Source organism: Pseudomonas sp. GM102 (assembly GCF_000282555.1).
In the GTDB taxonomy this organism is placed as follows: Bacteria; Pseudomonadota; Gammaproteobacteria; order Pseudomonadales; family Pseudomonadaceae; genus Aquipseudomonas.
In genome coordinates this window covers 54,329-72,793 of record NZ_AKJB01000002.1, presented here as the reverse complement: position 1 = coordinate 72,793, position 18,465 = coordinate 54,329, and the positions used below count along the sequence as shown (strand labels likewise).

Below are 18,465 nucleotides of genomic sequence, written 5' to 3'. Positions count from 1 at the left end.
GGGAGCCGTTGTGGCAGCGGCCACGGCAACAAGTTATGAACAATGCTCGACAGGTCCAGATTGGCGAAGTGACTAAGCCGTGAGACTTTGCCCAGATACGGCATCAACCAGTGTTCGAGACTTTTGAGCAGTGCAGCGTCGCTGACATCCGGCCATTCGCTCTGCTCTTTACTGCCGAGATCCAGCTGCCGCAACAACGCCACCCGCGCCTGCCACTGGCGCAACTCCGGGGTCCAGGGCAACAGCTCCAGACCTTTGCGCCGCACCAGATTCACCAGTGCCTGACTGCGAGCGCTTTCGTCGAGCCCGGTCAGCGGTTCGCGGCCGAGGATCAATTCGCCGACCTTGCGCTGACGCTCGGCCCGCAGCACGCCTTCACGCTCATCCCAATCCAGTTGATCGACGCAACGCACCTGCTCGGCCAGCACCGAATCGAACAACGCCGGATCAAAATCCGTCGCCAGATAAATCCGCTCTTCACGCTGGCCCTGACGACTGCCCAGATCAGCGATCACCAGCCACGGTTGCTTCATCAGGCTGTCTGCCTCGGCGAACAACGCCGCACGACCGTTGGCCAGTCGATATTCAGCGCCACCGGCCCGCCGCTGTTGGGCGACCCGATCGGGATAAGCCAGCGCCAGCAACGCGCCAAGCCAGCGCGGATGCTCGGGATCGCTGACCGGCTCCGACGCTTTGCCCCGCAGATAACCGCGATACTGCCGCGCCAGTTGCCGGGCCCGTTGAACGCCGCCCTGAGCGCCGCGTGCGGCCCGCTCTTCGCCGGACAGCAGCACCAGCCGGCTGTGCAGATCCGCGCCAGCACCACGCAAAATATCCCGCTCACCAAGCAATGCCGCAACATCGCAGGCCATGTCGGCCAGACCGAGCGCCTGACCACGCAACAGCAAATGAGCGATCCGTGGATGGGCCGGCAGTTCAGCCATGGCCTGACCGTGCCGAGTCAGAGCCTCGCCGTCCAATGCACCCAAGCGCTCCAGCAAATCTTGAGCCTGTGCATAAGCCGCTGCGGGCGGGATATCCAGCCAAACCAACTGACTCGGCGTCACGCCCCAACGACCGAGTTGCAAGGCCAGCCCGGCAAGGTCCGCCGAGAGGATTTCCGCACTGGCGTAAGCCGCCAGTTGCTCGTGCTGATCCTGCGACCACAAGCGATAACACACGCCGGGCTCCAGACGCCCTGCCCGGCCCGCGCGCTGCGTGGCACTGGCTTTTGAAATCCGTTGAGTATCCAGGCGGGTCATGCCGCTGCCGGGATCGAAACGCGGCACTCGCGCCAGCCCGGCATCGATCACCACGCGCACTCCGTTGATGGTCAGGCTGGTCTCGGCGATGTTGGTGGCCAGCACCACTTTGCGCTTGCCTGCGGGCGCCGGATCGATCGCCGCGCGTTGGGCGGCGAGGTCTAACTCACCGTGCAACGGGCAGAGCAAAACCTGTGTGCTATCGCCCAGTGCATCGGCGAGTTGCTGATGCACCCGACGGATTTCCGCCTGCCCCGGCAGGAACACCAGCAGGCTACCGGTCTCATCGTTCAGCGCGTCGAGAATGGTTTGCACCACCCGTGGCTCGATGAATTCACCGGGCTGAAACGGTCGGCCCCAACGCATTGCCACCGGGTACATGCGACCTTCGCTGCGCAGGATCGGCGCATCATCGAGCAACCCGGCCAGGCGTTCACCTTCCAGGGTTGCCGACATCAACAGAATTTTCAGCGGTTGGTCGTCGCGAAACAGCTCGCGGCCATTGAGGCTCAGGGCCAACGCCAGATCGGCGTCGAGGCTACGCTCGTGGAACTCGTCGAAGATCAACAAGCCCACACCTTCCAGCGCCGGGTCGTCTTGCAAGCGCCGAGTGAGAATGCCTTCGGTGACCACTTCGATGCGGGTATTGGGGCCGACTTTGCTGTCGAGACGAATGCGATAGCCAACGGTTTCGCCGACCTTCTCGCCCAGATCACTGGCCAACCGCTCCGCCGCCGCCCGCGCTGCCAACCGGCGCGGCTCGAGCATCAGAATGGTCTGCCCGGCCAGCCATGGCTCATCGAGCAAGGCCAGGGGCACACGGGTGGTTTTACCGGCGCCAGGCGGTGCTTCGAGCACAGCTTCGTGGCGTGTAGCGAGGGCTTCACGCAGGGCGGGTAAAATTTCATCAATCGGCAAAGAAATCATGCTGGCTCCCAAACAGAGGGCCGAGTATAACGGCGTTCGGCGCGGTCCTAATTCATATCGACGATGCTTCGTTTCCAGATAACCCAGGAGATTTCACATGCGTGCTCCCTTTCGCTTGATCGGCGGTGTACTGGTCGCGAGCTTGCTGACCCAAATAACCGCCTGCGGCACGATTTTCTACCCCGATCGTCGCGGTCAGATCGATGGCAAGATCGACCCGGTCATCGTCGCGCTGGATGCCGTGGGCCTGCTGTTTTATATCATTCCGGGGCTGATTGCCTTTGCGGTGGACTTTGCCACTGGCGCCATTTACTACGAGCCCGGCCGAACCGCCCAGGTGGCTCCGGAAAAACTCAAGGAGGCCATCGGTGCCGACGGCAAGGTCGATAACCACAAGTTGCAGACTATTCTCGAAACCGAGTTGGGTCGCAGCTTCCCGCTGGACGATCCACGTCTGATCCAGCACAAGGGCAGCACCCAGCAACTGGCCATGTTCGGCCTGCAACCGGCCGCGTAATCGGTGCACCAAAAAGGAAAAGCCGCACTTATGACCAGCAGTACCGAACACGCCCGCCTGCTGCGGCTGGCGACGCGTGCCTCGGTGGCGGTGGCGTGCATCTTGATCGTCGCCAAAGCCATCGCCTGGTGGTTGAGCGGCTCGGTGAGCATGCTCGCCGGGCTGACCGACTCGGCACTCGATGGCGTCAGCTCGCTGCTCAATCTGCTGGCCGTGCATTACGCCTTGCGCCCGGCCGACGACGATCATCGTTACGGGCATGGCAAGGCCGAATCATTGGCGGGCATGGCTCAGGCGCTGTTCATTGGCGGCAGTGCGGTACTGATTGCCTTGCAGGCGATCGAGCGGTTGAAACATCCAGAGCCGGTAGGTGCAGCGTGGCTCAGCATTGGGGTGATTGTGTTCTCCCTCGCCCTGACCGTCGCCCTGCTGATGTTGCAGCACCGGGTGATCAAGGCTACCGGTTCCAACGCCGTGAGCGCCGACTCCTTGCATTACCGCTCGGACCTGCTGCTCAACGGCAGCATTTTGGTAGCGCTGGTGTTGGCCGGGTTTGGCTGGCATCAAGTCGACCCCTGGTTCGGATTGGGGATCGCCGCCTACATCCTCTGGAGTGCCATTCATATCGCCCGGGAAAGTTTTGCGGTGCTGATGGATGAAGAGCTGCCGCCGGATGTCAGCCAGCACATGCTTGAACTGGCCTGCAGCGTACCGGGGGTTTTGGGCGCCCACGACCTGCGTACACGAATCTCCGGCAACCAGTGGTTCGTGCAGTTGCACCTGGAATTGCCGGGGGAGCTGACGCTGTCAGTCGCCCACGGCATCAGCGATCAAGCCGCCGATGCGATTCACACAGCCTACCCGCGAGCCGAAGTGCTGGTGCACGCCGACCCTATGAAAGCAGCTTCAAGCGACAAGCTTTAAGCTCCAGGCTTGAGGCTTGAGGCTTATAGCTTGCAGCTGCTACTGAACCTGATAACCGCGACTGCTCAGGCAGTTGCCTTGGGCCTGTCGGTAGGCTTGCACCACCGACGGATCCGGTTGATAGGTGACAGCGCGCGGATCGAAACCGCTCTGCTCCACGGCCCAGCGATAACACTCGTAACCGTCCCGACTGACCTCCTCTGGCGACTGGCCGTTGGCCGGATACGCCACCACGTCATAACCACTGCTCACCGGTTGCGGCTGCACGGGCGGTTCGACCACGACGTAATCCCGAGTGCTCTCCTGGTAGGCGTAATACGAGCCCGCCGCCAGGAACAACAGCGCGCCGCCAATCCACACTTCACGCGCGTAATCGGGCAAGTAGCTGACCCGAATCCCGCGCGGCGGCTGAACCACCACGTAACGCGGGCCTTGCGGACGATACCAATAACCACCGGAATAGAAGTAATCCTGGCCGCGATACGGCACGCGGTAGTTGCGCTCGGGGAAGCGGTCGATCACGTACCCCGGACGATACTGCGGGCCTGGGCCCCAGCCATTGCCTTGCCCATTCGGGCGACCGGGCCAGCGACGATCATCATGACGTGAGCCCTGACCGCCAGTCTGCCAGTGCTGGTAGTCATGGTTGCGCCGCGGTTCGTCCTGATAGTAGCCACGCCGGGGTTCCTGGGTCTGGCGCACAGTGTCGGGTCGGCCCTGGATCGGCAGATTGTTACTGGGTTGTTGCGGCGTTCGCTCCTGGACGTTGGAGTCGTGCTGTACACGGTTCTGCCACTGGCCACCCTGAGTATTGGGATCGTGCGACGGACGGTTCTGACGCTCGCCGCCCTGATTCTGGTCGTGGAGCTCGAACTGGCGGCTGTTGTCGCCACGAATGATTTCGTTGTTCTGCCGGCGTGGCTGATTGTTACCGTCATGACCCTGACCTTGGCCCTGATGATCCGCCCCACGCTCCCCGCTATCGGGGCCGCGATATTGCGGCTCATCGGCCAGCGATTGCGCAGTGACACTCACACACAGCAAACCAACACCGGCCAAACGCCAGATGCGCGACTTCATGCTTTTCCTCACTGCGGGTTAGGGCCTGTACGTAAGACTGGGAAAGCACAGGCCGGTTCTGCAACAGGTTATCAGTCACGCAACTTATTTATTGAGGGCTGGAGAGAAATTGCGGGCAAGAAAAAAGGGAGACCCGTCGGCCTCCCTTTGAGAACTTCGTCCGTGCTCGACGCTTATGACGTCGGCTCACCTCACGCCGTCTTCTGGACAGTGTGTAGCTCGGGGGCCGACACATCCCCGGTGGGGGTGGCGACCGCAGCTGGCCTGATTGGGCGAGCCGCACTGGACTGTTTGTCCGAGCAGTGATTCTGGTGATAAGAATAGGCCCGGAGCGACGACAGAGGATTGCGAAGATTGCTCAAATAAACATCACTTGCGCAATTTTTAACTCAGGATAGATAATCCTCCGCAATAGTTATGACAAAGGCCTGATTGATGAGCAAACTCGACCGATACGACCTGAGCATTTTGGCTGAATTACAGCGCGACGCGCGCATCTCCAATCAGGAGCTGGCCGAACGCATCGGCCTGTCGCCTTCGCCTTGCTCGCGGCGGGTCAAGCAGCTGGAAGACGACGGTTACATCACCCGCCAGGTCGCCTTGCTGGACCGCAAGATGCTCGGCCTGAGCCTGACAGCCTACGTGCTGATCGGCATGGACCGCCATACACCCGAGCGGTTCGAGAACTTCGAAGCCGCCATTCGCACCTTGCCGCAGGTGCTGGAATGCAGTTTGGTGACGGGGATGGATGCGGACTATCAGCTCAAAGTGGTAGTGCCAGACATGGATCACTATCAGAAACTGCTGCTGGGGCACCTGACACGGATTGAAGGGGTGACCAGTGTGCGGTCGAGTTTTGTGTTGAATCAGGTGCTGAACAGTACCGAGTTGCCGTTGACTCATTTGCGCAGCTGAGAATGCCTTCGCGGGCAAGCCTCGCTCCTACAGGATTTGTGTCGGTCACGTTATTACAGTCGACACAAAACCCGTAGGAGCGAGGCTTGCCCGCGAAGAGGCCTGCACAGGCGACGAATAGCTGCGGCACACTGCCGCAGGTCAATGCCTCGCCAATCCCCCATGGCGTATACTCCAGCGCCTTTTAGCCCCACCCACGCTGGAGATGTCCGATGGATCCTGCAGTACTCGAAGAGTGGATGATGACTGGTCTGGTCAGCATCCTGATCATTTTCATGGGTTTCATCGTCTGGGATCTGGCGAAAAAATCCAAGGCCGGGCGCTTCGGCTCGTTCATTTTGTTCTTCGTACTGGGGCTGGGCGTGGCCGCGTTCGTGATCAAAAGCGTGGTGATCGGCCTGATCGAATCCGGCACTCTATAAGCGCGCCGGTACTTCCTTCCACTTGCCCTGATCGAGCCCTTCGATCGACCAGTCGCCGATTCTGACCCGCACCAGACGCAACGTCGGCAAGCCGACCGCCGCGGTCATGCGCCGTACCTGACGGTTGCGGCCTTCGCGAATCACCAGTTCCAGCCAACTGGTGGGCACGCTTTTACGAAAGCGCACCGGCGGGTTGCGCGGCCACAGTTGCGGCTCATCCAGTTGTCGCGCTTCGGCCGGCAACGTCATGCCGTCGTTCAGCTCGACGCCATCGCGCAAGCGCTGTAACTGCTCGGCGCTTGGCTCGCCTTCCACTTGCACCCAGTAAGTCTTGGCCAGTTTGTGTTTCGGGTCGGCAATTCGCGCCTGAAGCTGGCCGTCGTTGGTCAGCAACAGCAAGCCTTCGCTGTCGCGGTCCAGCCGCCCTGCCGGGTAGATCCCCGGAATCTCGATGAAGTCCTTGAGCGTCGCCCGCCCTTCGCCGTCGCTGAATTGCGTCAGCACATCGAAAGGTTTGTTGAACAGAATCAGCTTCGGCTCGGCCGGCGGCGCTTTGGCGACACGGCGCGGAGCGGCAGAGGATGGTGCAGGCTTCACGCCAGGGCGGCGGAAAACGGGACGTTGTGGACGAGACATGAGGAAAGGAACATCTAACGGTCAGGGCTGCTAATGCTAGTAGCCTGACCGTTAAATGACCATCGCAAATCAGCGGAACGGCGGCTCATCGAAGCTGCGCAGTTTGCGCGAGTGCAGCGAGTTGAGCTCGGTGCGCAACAGATCCACCGCTTCGATGCCGATCTTCAAGTGCTGGCTGACAGCGCGCTCATAGAAGGCGTTGGCCGAACCCGGCAGTTTGATTTCGCTGTGCAACGGTTTGTCCGATACGCAGAGCAACGTGCCGTACGGCACCCGCAAGCGATAACCCTGGGCGGCGATGGTGCCGCTTTCCATGTCCACCGCCACGGCGCGGGACAGGTTGATCAGCGGACGCTCCTGCGCCCAGCGCAGTTCCCAGTTACGGTCGTCATAGGTCAACACGGTACCGGTACGCAGACGCTTCTTCAGCTCGTCGCCCTTCTCACCGGTGATGTTGGCCGCCGCTTGCTGCAACGCCATCTGCACTTCAGCCAGGGCCGGAATCGGAATGTTCGGCGGCACGACCCGGTCGAGAATCCCGTCGCGGCGCATGTACGCGTGGGCCAGCACGTAGTCGCCAATGGTCTGCGACTGACGCAAGCCGCCGCAGTGACCAATCATCAGCCAGCAATGCGGACGCAGCACCGCCAAGTGGTCAGTAATGTTCTTGGCGTTGGACGGGCCGACGCCGATGTTCACCAGGGTCACGCCATGGCCATCGCTGGCGATCAGGTGATAGGCCGGCATCTGGTAACGATGCCAGACCACGCCGGCGGCGATCGCCGATGCTTCGCCGTGATCCATGTCCTTTTCGATGATCACATTGCCCGGCAACACCATGCGCACAAAACGCGGATCGTTGCGCAGTTGGGCCAGGCCATGAACGATGAACTGGTCAACATAGCGGTGGTAGTTGGTCAGCAGAATCCACGGCTGCACATGGCGCCAGTCGCTGCCGGTGTAATGCACCAGCCGGCGCAGGGAGAAGTCCACTCGCGCGGCGTCGAACAGGGCCAGTGGCAACGGGTCGGTGTTTTCCCAGTCGTACAAGCCATCGGCGATGCCATCGGTGGCGGCCGACAAATCCGTACTCGGGAACACTCGCGCCAGCACCGCCGCCGTAACGCCGGAACCGGCCAGCTCATCGCCCTGCTCGACCACGTACGGATAAGGAATGTTCTGCTGGCTGACGCCGACTTCCACGGTCACGGTGAAGTCGTGCATCAACGGGACGAGTTGTTCCAGCAGGTATTTGCGGAAAGCCCGGGGATGGGTGACGGTGACGCTGTAGGTTCCCGGCAGTTGAACCTTGGCATAGGCGCGAGTGGTCTGTGGGACTTCGCCCTGGCAAAGGTAGGTCAGACGCAACTCGGGATAACGAAACAGAGCCCGCTGTTCAGCGTCCGGCTCGACGCGATCCTTGAGATAACGCTTGAGCGCCTGATTCAGCGCTGTGGTTGCACGCTCGTGCAAGGCAGCAAGCCGATCCACGGCTTGCTCGGCGGTTTGAACGACAATAAACGCTTCGGTCACGATCAGCTTCCTGTGTTCTGACTTGCAGACCTTCATCTTGCCTGCATCATCGCTTCACGGGAACAGTGGCGTGTTGGCTGCACATCAATTCTGAGACACAGATAAACCCACAGGTTTCAGTGCTGTTGATTAAATTGTGGTCAGAAACCTTGCGGCGTCGACCGGGCGACAATCGCTTCCACATCCAGACCGCGCGGCAATGTTCCATACACCCGACCGGCCGAACCCAGACGGCTGGCGATAAAAGCATCACTGACCGCCGCATTACCCGCCTCCAGCAATAGCTTGGCCTGAAGCCCCAAGGCAATGTCTTCGGTGAGCTGGCGGGCGCGGTATTGAATGTCGTCGGCGTCCTTGAACGCTGCCTGTAATTGGCTGATGTGTGCGGCCAGGCGTTTGTCGCCATGACCGTCGCCCAACTCGCTGAACAGCACATCAAGCACTCCCGGCTCTTTCGACAATGCGCGCAATACGTCGAGGCATTGCACGTTGCCGGAACCTTCCCACGTCGAGTTGACCGGGGCCTCACGGTACAGACGCGGCAGGATGCTTTCTTCGACATAACCGCCGCCGCCCATGCATTCGGCAGCCTCATTGATCATCGCGGGTGCGCGTTTGCAGATCCAGTACTTGCCCACCGCTGTCACCAGTCGGGCGAATTTCGCTTCGTGGTCGTCATCCAGATGATCCAGCGCCCGGCCCATGCGCAAACTCAAAGCCAACGCCGCTTCGCTTTCCAGGGCGAGGTCGGCCAGCACGTTTTGCATCAAGGGTTGCTCGCTGAGCAATTTGCCTGCGACCTTGCGGTGGGCGCAGTGATGGCTGGCCTGGGTCAGGGCCTGGCGCATCAGCGCGCTGGAGCCGACCATGCAATCGAAGCGGGTCATGGCGACCATTTCAATGATGGTTGGAACGCCCCGCCCCTCTTCTCCGACCATCCAGGCCAAGGCGCCACGGAATTCCACCTCGCTGGAGGCATTGGACCAGTTGCCGAGTTTGTTCTTCAGCCGCTGTATGTAGAACTGATTGCGCGTGTCGTCCGGGCGATGGCGTGGCAGCAGGAAACAGGTCAAACCCTTGTCAGTCTGGGCCAGGGTCAGGAAGGCGTCGCACATCGGCGCCGAACAAAACCACTTATGGCCCACCAGTTCATACGCCTGACCGGGACCACTGGCGCCGACCGGATAAGCCTTGGTGGTGTTGGCCCGCACGTCGGTGCCGCCCTGTTTCTCGGTCATGGCCATGCCGATGGTGACCCCGGCCTTGTGGGCCATGCCGACGTTGCGCGGGTCATATTCGGTGGCGAGGATTTTCGGCAGCCATTGTTCGGCCAGATTCGGTTGCAGGCGCATCGCCGGGACACTGGCGAAGGTCATAGTCAACGGGCAACCGCTGCCGGCTTCAGCCTGACTGTGTAAATAGGTCATGGATGCACGGGCAACGTGGGCGCCCGGCTGCGGGTCGGTCCAGGGCAAGCCTGTCAGGCCATGCTCCACCGCCGCGCGCATCAACTCGTGGTAGGCCGGGTGGAACTCCACCAGATCGATGCGATGGCCGTAACGGTCATGGCTGACGAATACCGGTTTGTTCTGATTGGCCGCAAACCCCGCCTCCATCAGCGGCCCGCCAGCCAAGGCGCCGTAAGCATCGATCCGCGACTCGGCCCAACCGGCATCGAAACGCCGCGACCATTCCTGCAAAGGCAGGTCGATGCGATAGAGGTTGGTACCGTCCAGCGACGGTGGCTGGTTGGTGACTTCGTGGGTTTCGGCGAACTGATGCAGGTTCATGACGGGGCTCCTTTGGTCAGCCAAGGGATTTTCAGTTAAGCACCACCCCGAGGTTGAACAAAGTGGCATATCTGCCTAACTGTCGGCGCTTTCGCCTTACCCTGGACAGAGCACCCGCCGATAGAGCGCCGCCTGCAAATCTTCGAATTTCACCGGTTTGCTCAGGTAATCGACCAAGGTGTCGCTCGGGCAATAGGCCCGCTCCGCACTCAGGGCAATCATGAACACGGGTAATTCGGCGCAACCTGACAAGGCGCGGATTCGGCAGCAGATCGAGACACCGTCCAGTGGCGGAAGCTGACAATCGAGCAGCACAGCGTCAACGGCTTCACACTGCAAGTGATCGAGCGCGGCGACGCCGCTGTCGGCGGTGCGCACCCGGAATCCAAGCTTGAGCAACATGCCACGCATCACCAGTTGATTGACGCTGTTGTCATCAACCAGCAACACCGTGCAGTCCTGAGGTAAACGCAAGCGGGTGGTTTGCCGGGGGATTGCGGGCGCAGATTCCACCACCGGCAACGGCAGCTCGAACTCGACGTCCAGTTGAAAGCGACTGCCGCGACCCGGTTCCGAGCGATGGCTGAGGCGCCCGCCGAGCAATTCGACCAGTTGCCGACAAATGGCCAGGCCAACACCCAAGCCACCGTATTCACGGGTCATCGAGCCGTCGACCTGAAAAAAGCGTTGATACAGCGTTGCCTCATCCAAATCGGTGAAGCCAATGCCGGTATCGATCACCGCAAAGGACAACGCCAGCCGATCGGGCGCCACCGGTTTGCCCGTCACCCGCAGCGCCAATCCGCCGACCCGGGTGAATTTGATTGCGTTGTCCAGCAGGCACTCCAGGCATTGCGCCAACTTGTCGCTATCGCCGTACAAACGATCCGGCAGCCCGGATGTCACCTCGACCTTGAAGTCCAGCGACTTGCTCGACGCATTGCCATCGAACTGCACGCGCAAGGCCTCGACCACACCGCGCAAACTGAACGTGTCCGGATAGACCTTGAGCTTGCCGGCCTGCAATTCGGTCAGGGTGAGGATGCCGTTGACCATGCGCATCATGTCCCGCGCCGAACCTGCAGCCGTTTGCTGATATTGCTCCAGTTCCGGGTTCATCTCGACGGTCTGCATCAGCTCCAGCGAACCGATCACACCATTCATGGGCGTGCGCAGTTCGTGGGTCAGGGTGGCGAGGAATTCATCCTTGAGCTTGTTACTGTGAGCCAGTTGCTGGTTCAGTACTTCGAGCTTTTGCCCGGCATCGAACAACGTCTGTGCCTGTTGCTCACGCATGGCGTTAATGCGATCGGCCAGCGCTAGGGACAGCAGCGCCACTTCGATCGCCGAGCCGATCTGGCTGGCGTACATGGTCAGGAATACGTTGGGCAAATAACCCAACACCATCATCGTGTTAATGACGCCACCGAGCAGGAATGCCGACCAGGCAATGATGAAATACCGCGCGACCCGCAGGCCGCGCCACCAGGCGAAAATCCCAGCGGCGAAAATCACCACGGTAAAGACCAGCGCCAGCAACGTCGCCAGGCGCAGGGCCAAGGCGTAACTGGTCATCAATGACAACCCAACCACCAGCGCACTGAACGCAATCAACGCCAGCAACAATCGGTCAAGCCAGCGACTGTGGGTGGCCGTCTGCAAGAAGCTGCGGGCGAACTGGCTGCCGAACAATCCTGAACAGCCAATGAAGAACGGCGTCGCGGCGTTCGCCCACCAGGGATTGTTCGGCCAGAAATACTCCACGGCCGCACCATTCACCGACAGCTGATACAAGCCGAACGAGGCGATATAGACGATGTAATAGAGGTAGCTGGTGTCGCGCACGCTGAGAAAGATGAACAGGTTGTAGACCAGCATCCCCAGCAACACACCGTAAATCAGCCCCAGCACATAGAGCCGGACCGGCTGCTCTTCGAGGTAAGCGGTGCTCGACCACAAGGTGACAGGCGCCTGAACCGACCCTTGGCTTTGCAGGCGCAGGTACACCGTTTGCGCCTGCTCAGGCGTAAAGTTCAGATCGAACAGATAGTTGTGCTGGCGGATCTGGCGAGTGGCGAACGGCAGCGCATCGCCGGTCTGTCGCACCAATTGATAGTCACCGCCAGCATCGGGCAAGTACAGATCAAGGTGATCGAGGGGCGGATAAGCCAGTTCCAGCAACCAGGTCCGTTGTGCCGACGGGTTGGTCGGGCGGTATTGCAGGTCGATTTTCAGCCAGAACGCCGAACGCGAATAACCGGCGTTGAGGGTGGCTTTATCGTGGGGCTTGAAGTGCCCGGCCGCCGCTTGCGCACGGACATCGGCGATGCTCGCCTGACCGCCCGTGTCTTCATAAACCTGCATCGTTCGGCCCAGGGGAAGGCTCTGGGTGAACTCGTCGAATTCGACGGCGCTCGCCAGGAGGGGCAAGCACAACAGCAACATCAGCAAATAGCGCATTTAAGCCCCAGCGTAGCCTGTCCGGTTCTGTCAGGAAGCCCCCCATTCCTTTTGAGTAGACGTAAAACCGGTATTACCTGTTATTGGTTTGGATCCACTCTAGCATAGCCGTTGCTGGCCATTGAGCACCATTGAAATTTTTCCTACAAAGGCTCTAGAACAAGCGTTCCAGCTCTATACATTGAGTTAGAGCTGTTGGCTTGGTCAGGTTGCGACAATGCCTCAGCGCGTAGCGATTACTTGTGGCGAGGGGGCTTGCCCCCGTTGGAGTGCGAAGCGCCCCCTTTGCCTTCTGTCTGGAACACCGCGTCGGCAGGTTTACGACTGCTTCGCAGCCGAACGGGAGCAAGCTCCCTCGCCACAATGTATCGACCGGACTGGACGTCGCAACACCCGAAAAACATGTTTGGTGGTAAGCTCGCGCACCATGAATACCTACAGCTCTCGCCCCGTTGTCCTCTGTCTCTCCGGCCACGACCCTAGTGGTGGCGCCGGCTTGCAGGCAGATATCGAAGCCCTGCTCGCCCAGGGTTGTCATGCGGCTCCGGCCGTCACCGCCCTGACTGTGCAAGACACGGTCAACGTCACTGACTTCCGCGTTCTCGATCGCGAGTGGGTGTTGGCCCAGGCCAACGCCGTGCTCAATGACTCCGAAGTCGCCGCCGTCAAACTGGGCATGCTCGGTTCCCTGGAAATGGTCGACACCGTGGTCGAACTGCTTTCAGCGCACCCGCATTTGCCGGTGGTCTGCGACCCGGTGCTGCGTGCCGGCGGCGGTGGACGACTGGGCAAGGACGAAGTCGGCTACGCCATGCGCGAACGCCTGTTGCCGCTGTCGATCATTGCCACCCCCAACCTTCCCGAAGCTCGCATTCTCGCCGAACTGCCCGAAGGCACCGCGGACGAGTGCGCTGAAAAACTTCTGCCATTCGTCAAACACCTGCTGATCACCGGCGGTCATGGCGACGAACACGAAATACACAATCGCCTGTACAGCCGCGACGGTCGCCGCGAAACCTTTACCTGCCAGCGCCTGCCCGGCAGTTATCACGGTTCCGGTTGCACGCTAGCCAGCGCCCTCGCCGGTCGCCTGGCCCAGGGCGAACACCTCGCCAGTGCCGTAAAGAGCGCGCTTGACTACACTTGGCGCACCTTGCGTGATGCGGAGCAACTGGGCAAAGGCCAGTTCGTACCGCGCCGCTTGCCACTGGACTTCTGTTCGTAACGCCATGAGGCTTGTCCGATGAAACTACGTGGCCTGTACGCCATTACCGACAGCCAGTTACTGGCCGGTAAATTTCTTTCGTACGTGGAGGCGGCGCTCGAGGGCGGCGTCACCCTGCTGCAATACCGTGACAAGAGCAGCGATGAGGCCCGCCGCCTGCGCGAGGCCGAAGCCCTGCGCGATTTGTGCGAACGCTACAAGACTCATCTGATCATCAACGATGACGCCGAACTGGCCGCGCGCCTGAACGTCGGCGTGCATCTGGGCCAGACCGATGGCCCACTGATGCCGGTTCGGGCACTGCTCGGTCGTCAGGCGATCATCGGTTCGACCTGCCACGCGCAACTCGAACTCGCCGAACAAGCCGCCAAAGAAGGCGCCAGCTACGTCGCCTTCGGCCGCTTCTTCAATTCCAATACCAAACCCGGCGCACCGGCCTGCGGCCTCGAACTGCTTGATCAGGCCCGCAGCAAATTGCATCTGCCTATCTGCGCGATCGGCGGCATCACGCTGGACAACGCTGCGCCGCTGGTGGCCCACGGGGTCGACTTGCTGGCGGTGGTGCATGGTCTGTTTGGCGCCGAGAGCACGGCTGAAGTGACACGCCGTGCCCGCGCCTTTAACGAATTGTTCAAATCCTGATTTTTTGAGAGCCCGATCATGTCTCGTTCCGAAACCCTGTTTGCCAATGCCCAAAAACACATTCCCGGAGGCGTGAACTCGCCTGTTCGTGCGTTCAAGAGTGTTGGCGGCACGCCGTTGTTCTTCAAACACGCCGAAGGCGCCTACGTCACCGACGAAGACGACAAGCGTTATGTGGATTACGTCGGTTCCTGGGGGCCGATGATTCTCGGCCACAGCCATCCGGACGTGCTGGACGCGGTGCGCAAACAGCTGGAACACGGCCTGTCCTACGGCGCCCCGACCGCGATGGAAACCGAAATGGCCGATCTGGTCTGCTCGATCGTACCGTCGATGGAGATGGTGCGCATGGTCAGCTCCGGCACCGAAGCGACGATGAGCGCCATCCGTCTGGCCCGTGGTTTCACCGGCCGTGACAGCATCATCAAGTTCGAAGGCTGCTACCACGGCCACTCCGACAGCCTGCTGGTCAAGGCCGGTTCGGGCGCCCTGACCCAAGGCGTGCCGAGCTCGGCCGGTGTACCGGCGGCGTTCGCCAAACACACGCTGACCCTGCCGTTCAACGACATCGACGCGGTAGCAACCATGCTCGCCGAAGTCGGCCAGGACGTGGCCTGCATCATTGTCGAGCCAGTGGCCGGCAACATGAACTGCGTACCGCCGGCACCGGGCTTCCTCGAAGGCCTGCGGACCCTGTGCGACAAGCACGGCGTGGTGCTGATTTTCGACGAAGTGATGACCGGTTTCCGTGTCGCGCTCGGTGGCGCCCAAGCCCATTACGGCGTAACGCCGGACCTGAGCACCTTCGGCAAGATCATCGGTGGCGGCATGCCGGTTGGCTGCTTCGGTGGCAAACGCAAGATCATGGAGCAGATCGCACCACTGGGGCCGGTCTACCAGGCCGGCACATTGTCGGGTAACCCACTGGCGATGGCGGCGGGCCTGACCACGCTGCGCCTGATCAGTCGTCCTGGTTTCCACGCCGAGCTGAGCGACTACACCAGCCGCCTGCTCGATGGCCTGCAGCAGCGCGCCGACGCCGCCGGTATTCCGTTCGTGACCACTCAGGCGGGCGGCATGTTCGGTCTGTACTTCAGCGGCGCCGACGACATCGTGACCTTCGATGACGTGATGGCCAGTGATGCCGGCCTGTTCGGGCGTTTCTTCCACCTGATGCTGGAAGGCGGCGTGTACCTGGCGCCAAGCGCCTTCGAAGCCGGTTTCACCTCGATCGCCCACGGCGAAACCGAGTTGAAACTGACACTGGACGCCGCCGAACGTGCATTCGCCGCACTGAAATAAAGCGGTAACGCTGACGTTGGCGATTGCCAGCGTCAGCTTTTACCTACATTCGCGCCCTTTTTCCTACTCATCTGCCAATAATCCCCCGCAAAGTGGGCGATATATTCCCCGTGCAGCAGAAAAACGAGTAAAGACTTTGTAAGGTTGGCCCTGCTTATTTCATAATGCGCGCTTATTGGATCCCTCGATGGGTCCACGCGCCCCTCAGAGGTAAGTCGATTCCCATGAACCGCACCGGCCGCACCCTTGCATTGGGCTGCCTGTTGCTCCTTCAGCCCCTGCTCGCGCTCGCACAAGCAGGCGGCAACTCGTTGTTGATCCCGGCGATGGGTCGCTGCACCCTCAATACTCAGCCGCAAGACCTGACGCAAGCGCTCGCCGCCTGTCAGAAAGCGTCGGATGAAGGGGATGCGCAAGCGCAATACGAGTTGGGTGAGTTCTACTACGACGGCAAAAACGCGCCACGCGACCTCAATAAAGCCCTGAGCTACTTCGAAAAGGCCTCGCTGCAAGGCCACGCCCAGGCGCAATTCAAACTTGGCACCATGTTCTTCCATGGCGAAGGCGTACCGGCCAATAATGTTCAGGCATATATCGTGCTGAAAATGGCCGCGGTCAACGGTGCCGAAGAGGCGCTGGACACCGCCGACGAAGTCGCCGAAAAAATGCCCCGCGAAGATCTGGAAGTCGCTACCCAGGTGCTGGGGCAAATTTTCCGTAAATACCTGATGGAATTGCAGAGCGCCGATGGGCGTACGCCGTTTTCGCCACTGCCTTGAATTCTGCGTTGGTCTTTCTGGCCTCTTCGCGGGCAAGCCTCGCTCCTACAAGGGCAGCGCTGGCCTGTAGGAGCGAGGCTTGCCCGCGAAGGGGGCGACCCGGTCTCGAAAACTACTTCTCAGGCATCGGCATCGGAAACGGCATGACATTGCCGACCGCGCCACGGGCTTCGCTGATTTTCGGGGTGCCCAGGCGCTCGACCTCGTCGATGCGCACGATCGAATGCATCGGCACAAAACTGCGCACAACGCCTTCGAACTGAGCCTTGAGCTTCTCTTCGCTCGGATCGACGACCACTTGCGTGCGCTCGCCAAAGACGAACTCTTCCACTTCCAGGAAGCCCCACAGATCACTTTGATAGATCTGCTTGGCATACATTTCGTACACCTGGCCCTGATTGAGGAAAATCACCTTGTAGATTGGAGCTTCACGTTTGGTCATGGCGGGCGGGTAACACATCGGGGATAAAAATGAGGGCGCGAACTATAGCATAGCCGCCGGACGCGCAACGGTAGGAACCTTGGTGCATGTTCCCTATAATGCGCGGTTCTTTGAATCACGTGATGACTCTATCCATGGCCAAGAAGCTTTACATCGAAACCCACGGTTGCCAGATGAACGAGTACGACAGCTCGCGCATGGTCGATCTGCTGGGTGAACATCAGGCCCTGGAAGTTACCGCTCGCGCTGAAGACGCCGACGTGATCCTGCTCAACACCTGCTCGATCCGCGAACGTGCCCAGGACCGGGTGTATTCCCAACTGGGTCGCTGGCGCGAATTGAAACTGGCTAACCCGGAAATGGTCATCGCCGTCGGCGGCTGCGTGGCCAGCCAGGAAGGCGCGGCCATTCGTGACCGCGCTCCGTACGTGGACGTGGTATTCGGCCCACAGACCCTGCACCGCCTGCCGGAAATGATCGACGCCGCGCGCGCTACCAAGCTGCCGCAAGTCGACGTCTCGTTCCCGGAAATCGAAAAGTTCGACCATTTGCCCGAGCCCCGCATCGACGGGCCGAGCGCTTACGTGTCGGTGATGGAAGGCTGCAGCAAGTACTGCACGTTCTGTGTAGTGCCTTATACCCGCGGTGAAGAAGTCAGCCGACCGTTCGACGACGTGATTGCCGAGATCATTCACCTGGCCGAAAACGGCGTGCGCGAAGTGACCTTGCTGGGACAGAACGTCAACGGTTATCGCGGTACCACTCACGATGGTCGCCTGGCCGATCTGGCGGAATTGATCCGCGTAGTGGCCGCTGTCGATGGCATTGACCGGATCCGCTACACCACCTCGCACCCACTGGAGTTCTCCGACAGCCTGATCCAGGCCCACGCCGACGTGCCGGAACTGGTGAAACACCTGCATTTGCCGGTGCAATCGGGTTCCGACCGGATTCTCGCGGCGATGAAGCGCAACCACACCGCGCTGGAGTACAAATCCAAACTGCGCAAGTTGCGGGCCGCCGTGCCGGGAATCTGCATCAGTTCTGACTTTATCGTCGGCTTCCCGGGCGAGACCGAGAAAGACTTCGAACAAACCATGAAGCTGATCGAAGACGTCGGTTTCGACTTTTCCTACTCGTTCGTCTATAGCCAGCGCCCGGGCACGCCAGCCGCCGATCTGGCCGACGAAACGCCGGAAGAACTGAAAAAAGAACGTTTGAACGCCCTGCAACATCGTCTCAACCAGCAAGGTTTCGAGATCAGCCGACAAATGGTGGGCTCCATTCAGCGGATTCTGGTAACCGATTATTCGAAAAAAGACCCCGGTGAACTGCAAGGCCGGACCGAGAATAATCGTATCGTCAACTTCCGCTGCGACAATCCGACCCTGATCGGCCAGTTCGCCGACGTGCACATCGATGCCGCGCAACCGCACTCGCTGCGGGGCTCACTGTTGTAGGAGCGAGGCTTGCCCGCGAAGGCCGCACCGCGGTCTGTCTGACGGACCGCGTTATCGTTCTTCGCGGGCAAGCCTCGCTCCTACAAGGACGGTGTTCAACATTGGTCCGTATAAGAGCTTTCGTACCCAGGCGACTGGCGCTATCCTTT

General features: G+C 60.6%; 16 protein-coding genes. 9 read left to right on the top strand and 7 right to left on the bottom strand.

Annotation, left to right across the window (positions count from 1 at the left end; genetic code table 11):
• Positions 1-2,189 (bottom strand): ATP-dependent helicase HrpB (gene hrpB / locus PMI18_RS28395; protein ID WP_007894456.1); only part of this gene is annotated, 2,189 nt, incomplete at its 3' end.
• A 97-nt stretch (positions 2,190-2,286) separates the two neighbouring features.
• On the opposite strand from hrpB, the gene PMI18_RS28400 reads away from it, so the two are divergent.
• Together PMI18_RS28400 and PMI18_RS28405 are read left to right on the top strand one after the other, a co-directional pair.
• Positions 2,287-2,706 (top strand): hypothetical protein, encoded by a 420-nt coding sequence (locus tag PMI18_RS28400; protein WP_007894454.1) that lies wholly within the window; start codon positions 2,287-2,289, stop codon positions 2,704-2,706.
• Positions 2,707-2,736: 30 nt separating this feature from the next.
• Entirely contained in the window at positions 2,737-3,630 is an 894-nt protein-coding gene (locus tag PMI18_RS28405) for a cation diffusion facilitator family transporter (RefSeq protein ID WP_007894452.1), read from the top strand.
• 39 nt (positions 3,631-3,669) lie between these two features.
• Here PMI18_RS28405 and PMI18_RS28410 read toward each other — a convergent pair whose 3' ends face one another.
• Positions 3,670-4,710, bottom strand: a complete 1,041-nt coding sequence (locus PMI18_RS28410; protein ID WP_007894450.1) for a DUF6515 family protein — start codon at positions 4,708-4,710, stop codon at positions 3,670-3,672.
• 435 nt (positions 4,711-5,145) lie between these two features.
• Here PMI18_RS28410 and PMI18_RS28415 point away from each other — a divergent pair, with 435 nt between their 5' ends.
• Positions 5,146-5,625: an Lrp/AsnC family transcriptional regulator gene (locus PMI18_RS28415; RefSeq protein ID WP_007894448.1), complete on the top strand. Its 480-nt coding sequence runs from the start codon at positions 5,146-5,148 to the stop codon at positions 5,623-5,625.
• Between the two features lie 212 nt (positions 5,626-5,837).
• Positions 5,838-6,047 (top strand): DUF2788 domain-containing protein, encoded by a 210-nt coding sequence (locus PMI18_RS28420; protein WP_007894445.1) that lies wholly within the window; start codon positions 5,838-5,840, stop codon positions 6,045-6,047.
• On the opposite strand, the gene PMI18_RS28425 is transcribed toward PMI18_RS28420, so the two are convergent.
• The 4 genes from PMI18_RS28425 to PMI18_RS28440 form a co-directional block, all read right to left on the bottom strand.
• Entirely contained in the window at positions 6,042-6,683 is a 642-nt protein-coding gene (locus PMI18_RS28425; RefSeq protein ID WP_007894443.1) for a pseudouridine synthase, read from the bottom strand. The genes PMI18_RS28420 and PMI18_RS28425 overlap by 6 nt on opposite strands.
• Positions 6,684-6,752: 69 nt before the next feature.
• A complete protein-coding gene (amn, locus tag PMI18_RS28430) occupies positions 6,753-8,252 on the bottom strand; it encodes an AMP nucleosidase (RefSeq protein ID WP_162131364.1) in 1,500 nt (499 codons plus the stop codon).
• A 104-nt stretch (positions 8,253-8,356) separates the two neighbouring features.
• A complete protein-coding gene (locus PMI18_RS28435; protein ID WP_007894439.1) occupies positions 8,357-10,006 on the bottom strand; it encodes an acyl-CoA dehydrogenase family protein in 1,650 nt (549 codons plus the stop codon).
• 96 nt (positions 10,007-10,102) lie between these two features.
• Positions 10,103-12,466 (bottom strand): hybrid sensor histidine kinase/response regulator, encoded by a 2,364-nt coding sequence (locus PMI18_RS28440; protein WP_007894436.1) that lies wholly within the window; start codon positions 12,464-12,466, stop codon positions 10,103-10,105.
• Positions 12,467-12,893: 427 nt separating this feature from the next.
• Here PMI18_RS28440 and PMI18_RS28445 point away from each other — a divergent pair, with 427 nt between their 5' ends.
• The 4 genes from PMI18_RS28445 (at position 12,894) to PMI18_RS28460 (ending at position 16,414) form a co-directional block, all read left to right on the top strand.
• Positions 12,894-13,691, top strand: coding sequence for a hydroxymethylpyrimidine/phosphomethylpyrimidine kinase (locus tag PMI18_RS28445; protein ID WP_007894433.1), 798 nt, complete (start codon positions 12,894-12,896; stop codon positions 13,689-13,691).
• 18 nt (positions 13,692-13,709) lie between these two features.
• Entirely contained in the window at positions 13,710-14,333 is a 624-nt protein-coding gene (thiE, locus tag PMI18_RS28450; protein WP_007894430.1) for a thiamine phosphate synthase, read from the top strand.
• An 18-nt stretch (positions 14,334-14,351) separates the two neighbouring features.
• Positions 14,352-15,635, top strand: coding sequence for a glutamate-1-semialdehyde 2,1-aminomutase (gene hemL, locus PMI18_RS28455; protein WP_007894429.1), 1,284 nt, complete (start codon positions 14,352-14,354; stop codon positions 15,633-15,635).
• A 224-nt stretch (positions 15,636-15,859) separates the two neighbouring features.
• Positions 15,860-16,414 (top strand): tetratricopeptide repeat protein, encoded by a 555-nt coding sequence (locus tag PMI18_RS28460; protein WP_007894427.1) that lies wholly within the window; start codon positions 15,860-15,862, stop codon positions 16,412-16,414.
• Between the two features lie 112 nt (positions 16,415-16,526).
• On the opposite strand, the gene PMI18_RS28465 is transcribed toward PMI18_RS28460, so the two are convergent.
• Positions 16,527-16,856: a DUF1820 family protein gene (locus tag PMI18_RS28465; RefSeq protein ID WP_007894425.1), complete on the bottom strand. Its 330-nt coding sequence runs from the start codon at positions 16,854-16,856 to the stop codon at positions 16,527-16,529.
• 134 nt (positions 16,857-16,990) lie between these two features.
• Between PMI18_RS28465 and miaB the strand changes: the two genes are divergently transcribed.
• Complete coding sequence (miaB, locus tag PMI18_RS28470) at positions 16,991-18,316, top strand: tRNA (N6-isopentenyl adenosine(37)-C2)-methylthiotransferase MiaB (protein ID WP_033035603.1); 1,326 nt, start codon at positions 16,991-16,993, stop codon at positions 18,314-18,316.
• Positions 18,317-18,465 lie beyond the last annotated feature (149 nt).

Coding starts and splice junctions, on each gene's coding strand:
- miaB (WP_033035603.1), top strand. CDS start 16,991: ATGGCCAAGAAGCTTTACATCGAAACCCACGGTTGCCAGATGAACGAG.
- amn (WP_162131364.1), bottom strand. CDS start 8,252: ATGAAGGTCTGCAAGTCAGAACACAGGAAGCTGATCGTGACCGAAGCG.
- PMI18_RS28440 (WP_007894436.1), bottom strand. CDS start 12,466: ATGCGCTATTTGCTGATGTTGCTGTTGTGCTTGCCCCTCCTGGCGAGC.
- PMI18_RS28425 (WP_007894443.1), bottom strand. CDS start 6,683: ATGTCTCGTCCACAACGTCCCGTTTTCCGCCGCCCTGGCGTGAAGCCT.
- PMI18_RS28435 (WP_007894439.1), bottom strand. CDS start 10,006: ATGAACCTGCATCAGTTCGCCGAAACCCACGAAGTCACCAACCAGCCA.
- hemL (WP_007894429.1), top strand. CDS start 14,352: ATGTCTCGTTCCGAAACCCTGTTTGCCAATGCCCAAAAACACATTCCC.
- PMI18_RS28405 (WP_007894452.1), top strand. CDS start 2,737: ATGACCAGCAGTACCGAACACGCCCGCCTGCTGCGGCTGGCGACGCGT.
- PMI18_RS28460 (WP_007894427.1), top strand. CDS start 15,860: ATGAACCGCACCGGCCGCACCCTTGCATTGGGCTGCCTGTTGCTCCTT.
- PMI18_RS28445 (WP_007894433.1), top strand. CDS start 12,894: ATGAATACCTACAGCTCTCGCCCCGTTGTCCTCTGTCTCTCCGGCCAC.
- PMI18_RS28415 (WP_007894448.1), top strand. CDS start 5,146: ATGAGCAAACTCGACCGATACGACCTGAGCATTTTGGCTGAATTACAG.
- thiE (WP_007894430.1), top strand. CDS start 13,710: ATGAAACTACGTGGCCTGTACGCCATTACCGACAGCCAGTTACTGGCC.
- PMI18_RS28410 (WP_007894450.1), bottom strand. CDS start 4,710: ATGAAGTCGCGCATCTGGCGTTTGGCCGGTGTTGGTTTGCTGTGTGTG.
- PMI18_RS28400 (WP_007894454.1), top strand. CDS start 2,287: ATGCGTGCTCCCTTTCGCTTGATCGGCGGTGTACTGGTCGCGAGCTTG.
- PMI18_RS28420 (WP_007894445.1), top strand. CDS start 5,838: ATGGATCCTGCAGTACTCGAAGAGTGGATGATGACTGGTCTGGTCAGC.
- PMI18_RS28465 (WP_007894425.1), bottom strand. CDS start 16,856: ATGACCAAACGTGAAGCTCCAATCTACAAGGTGATTTTCCTCAATCAG.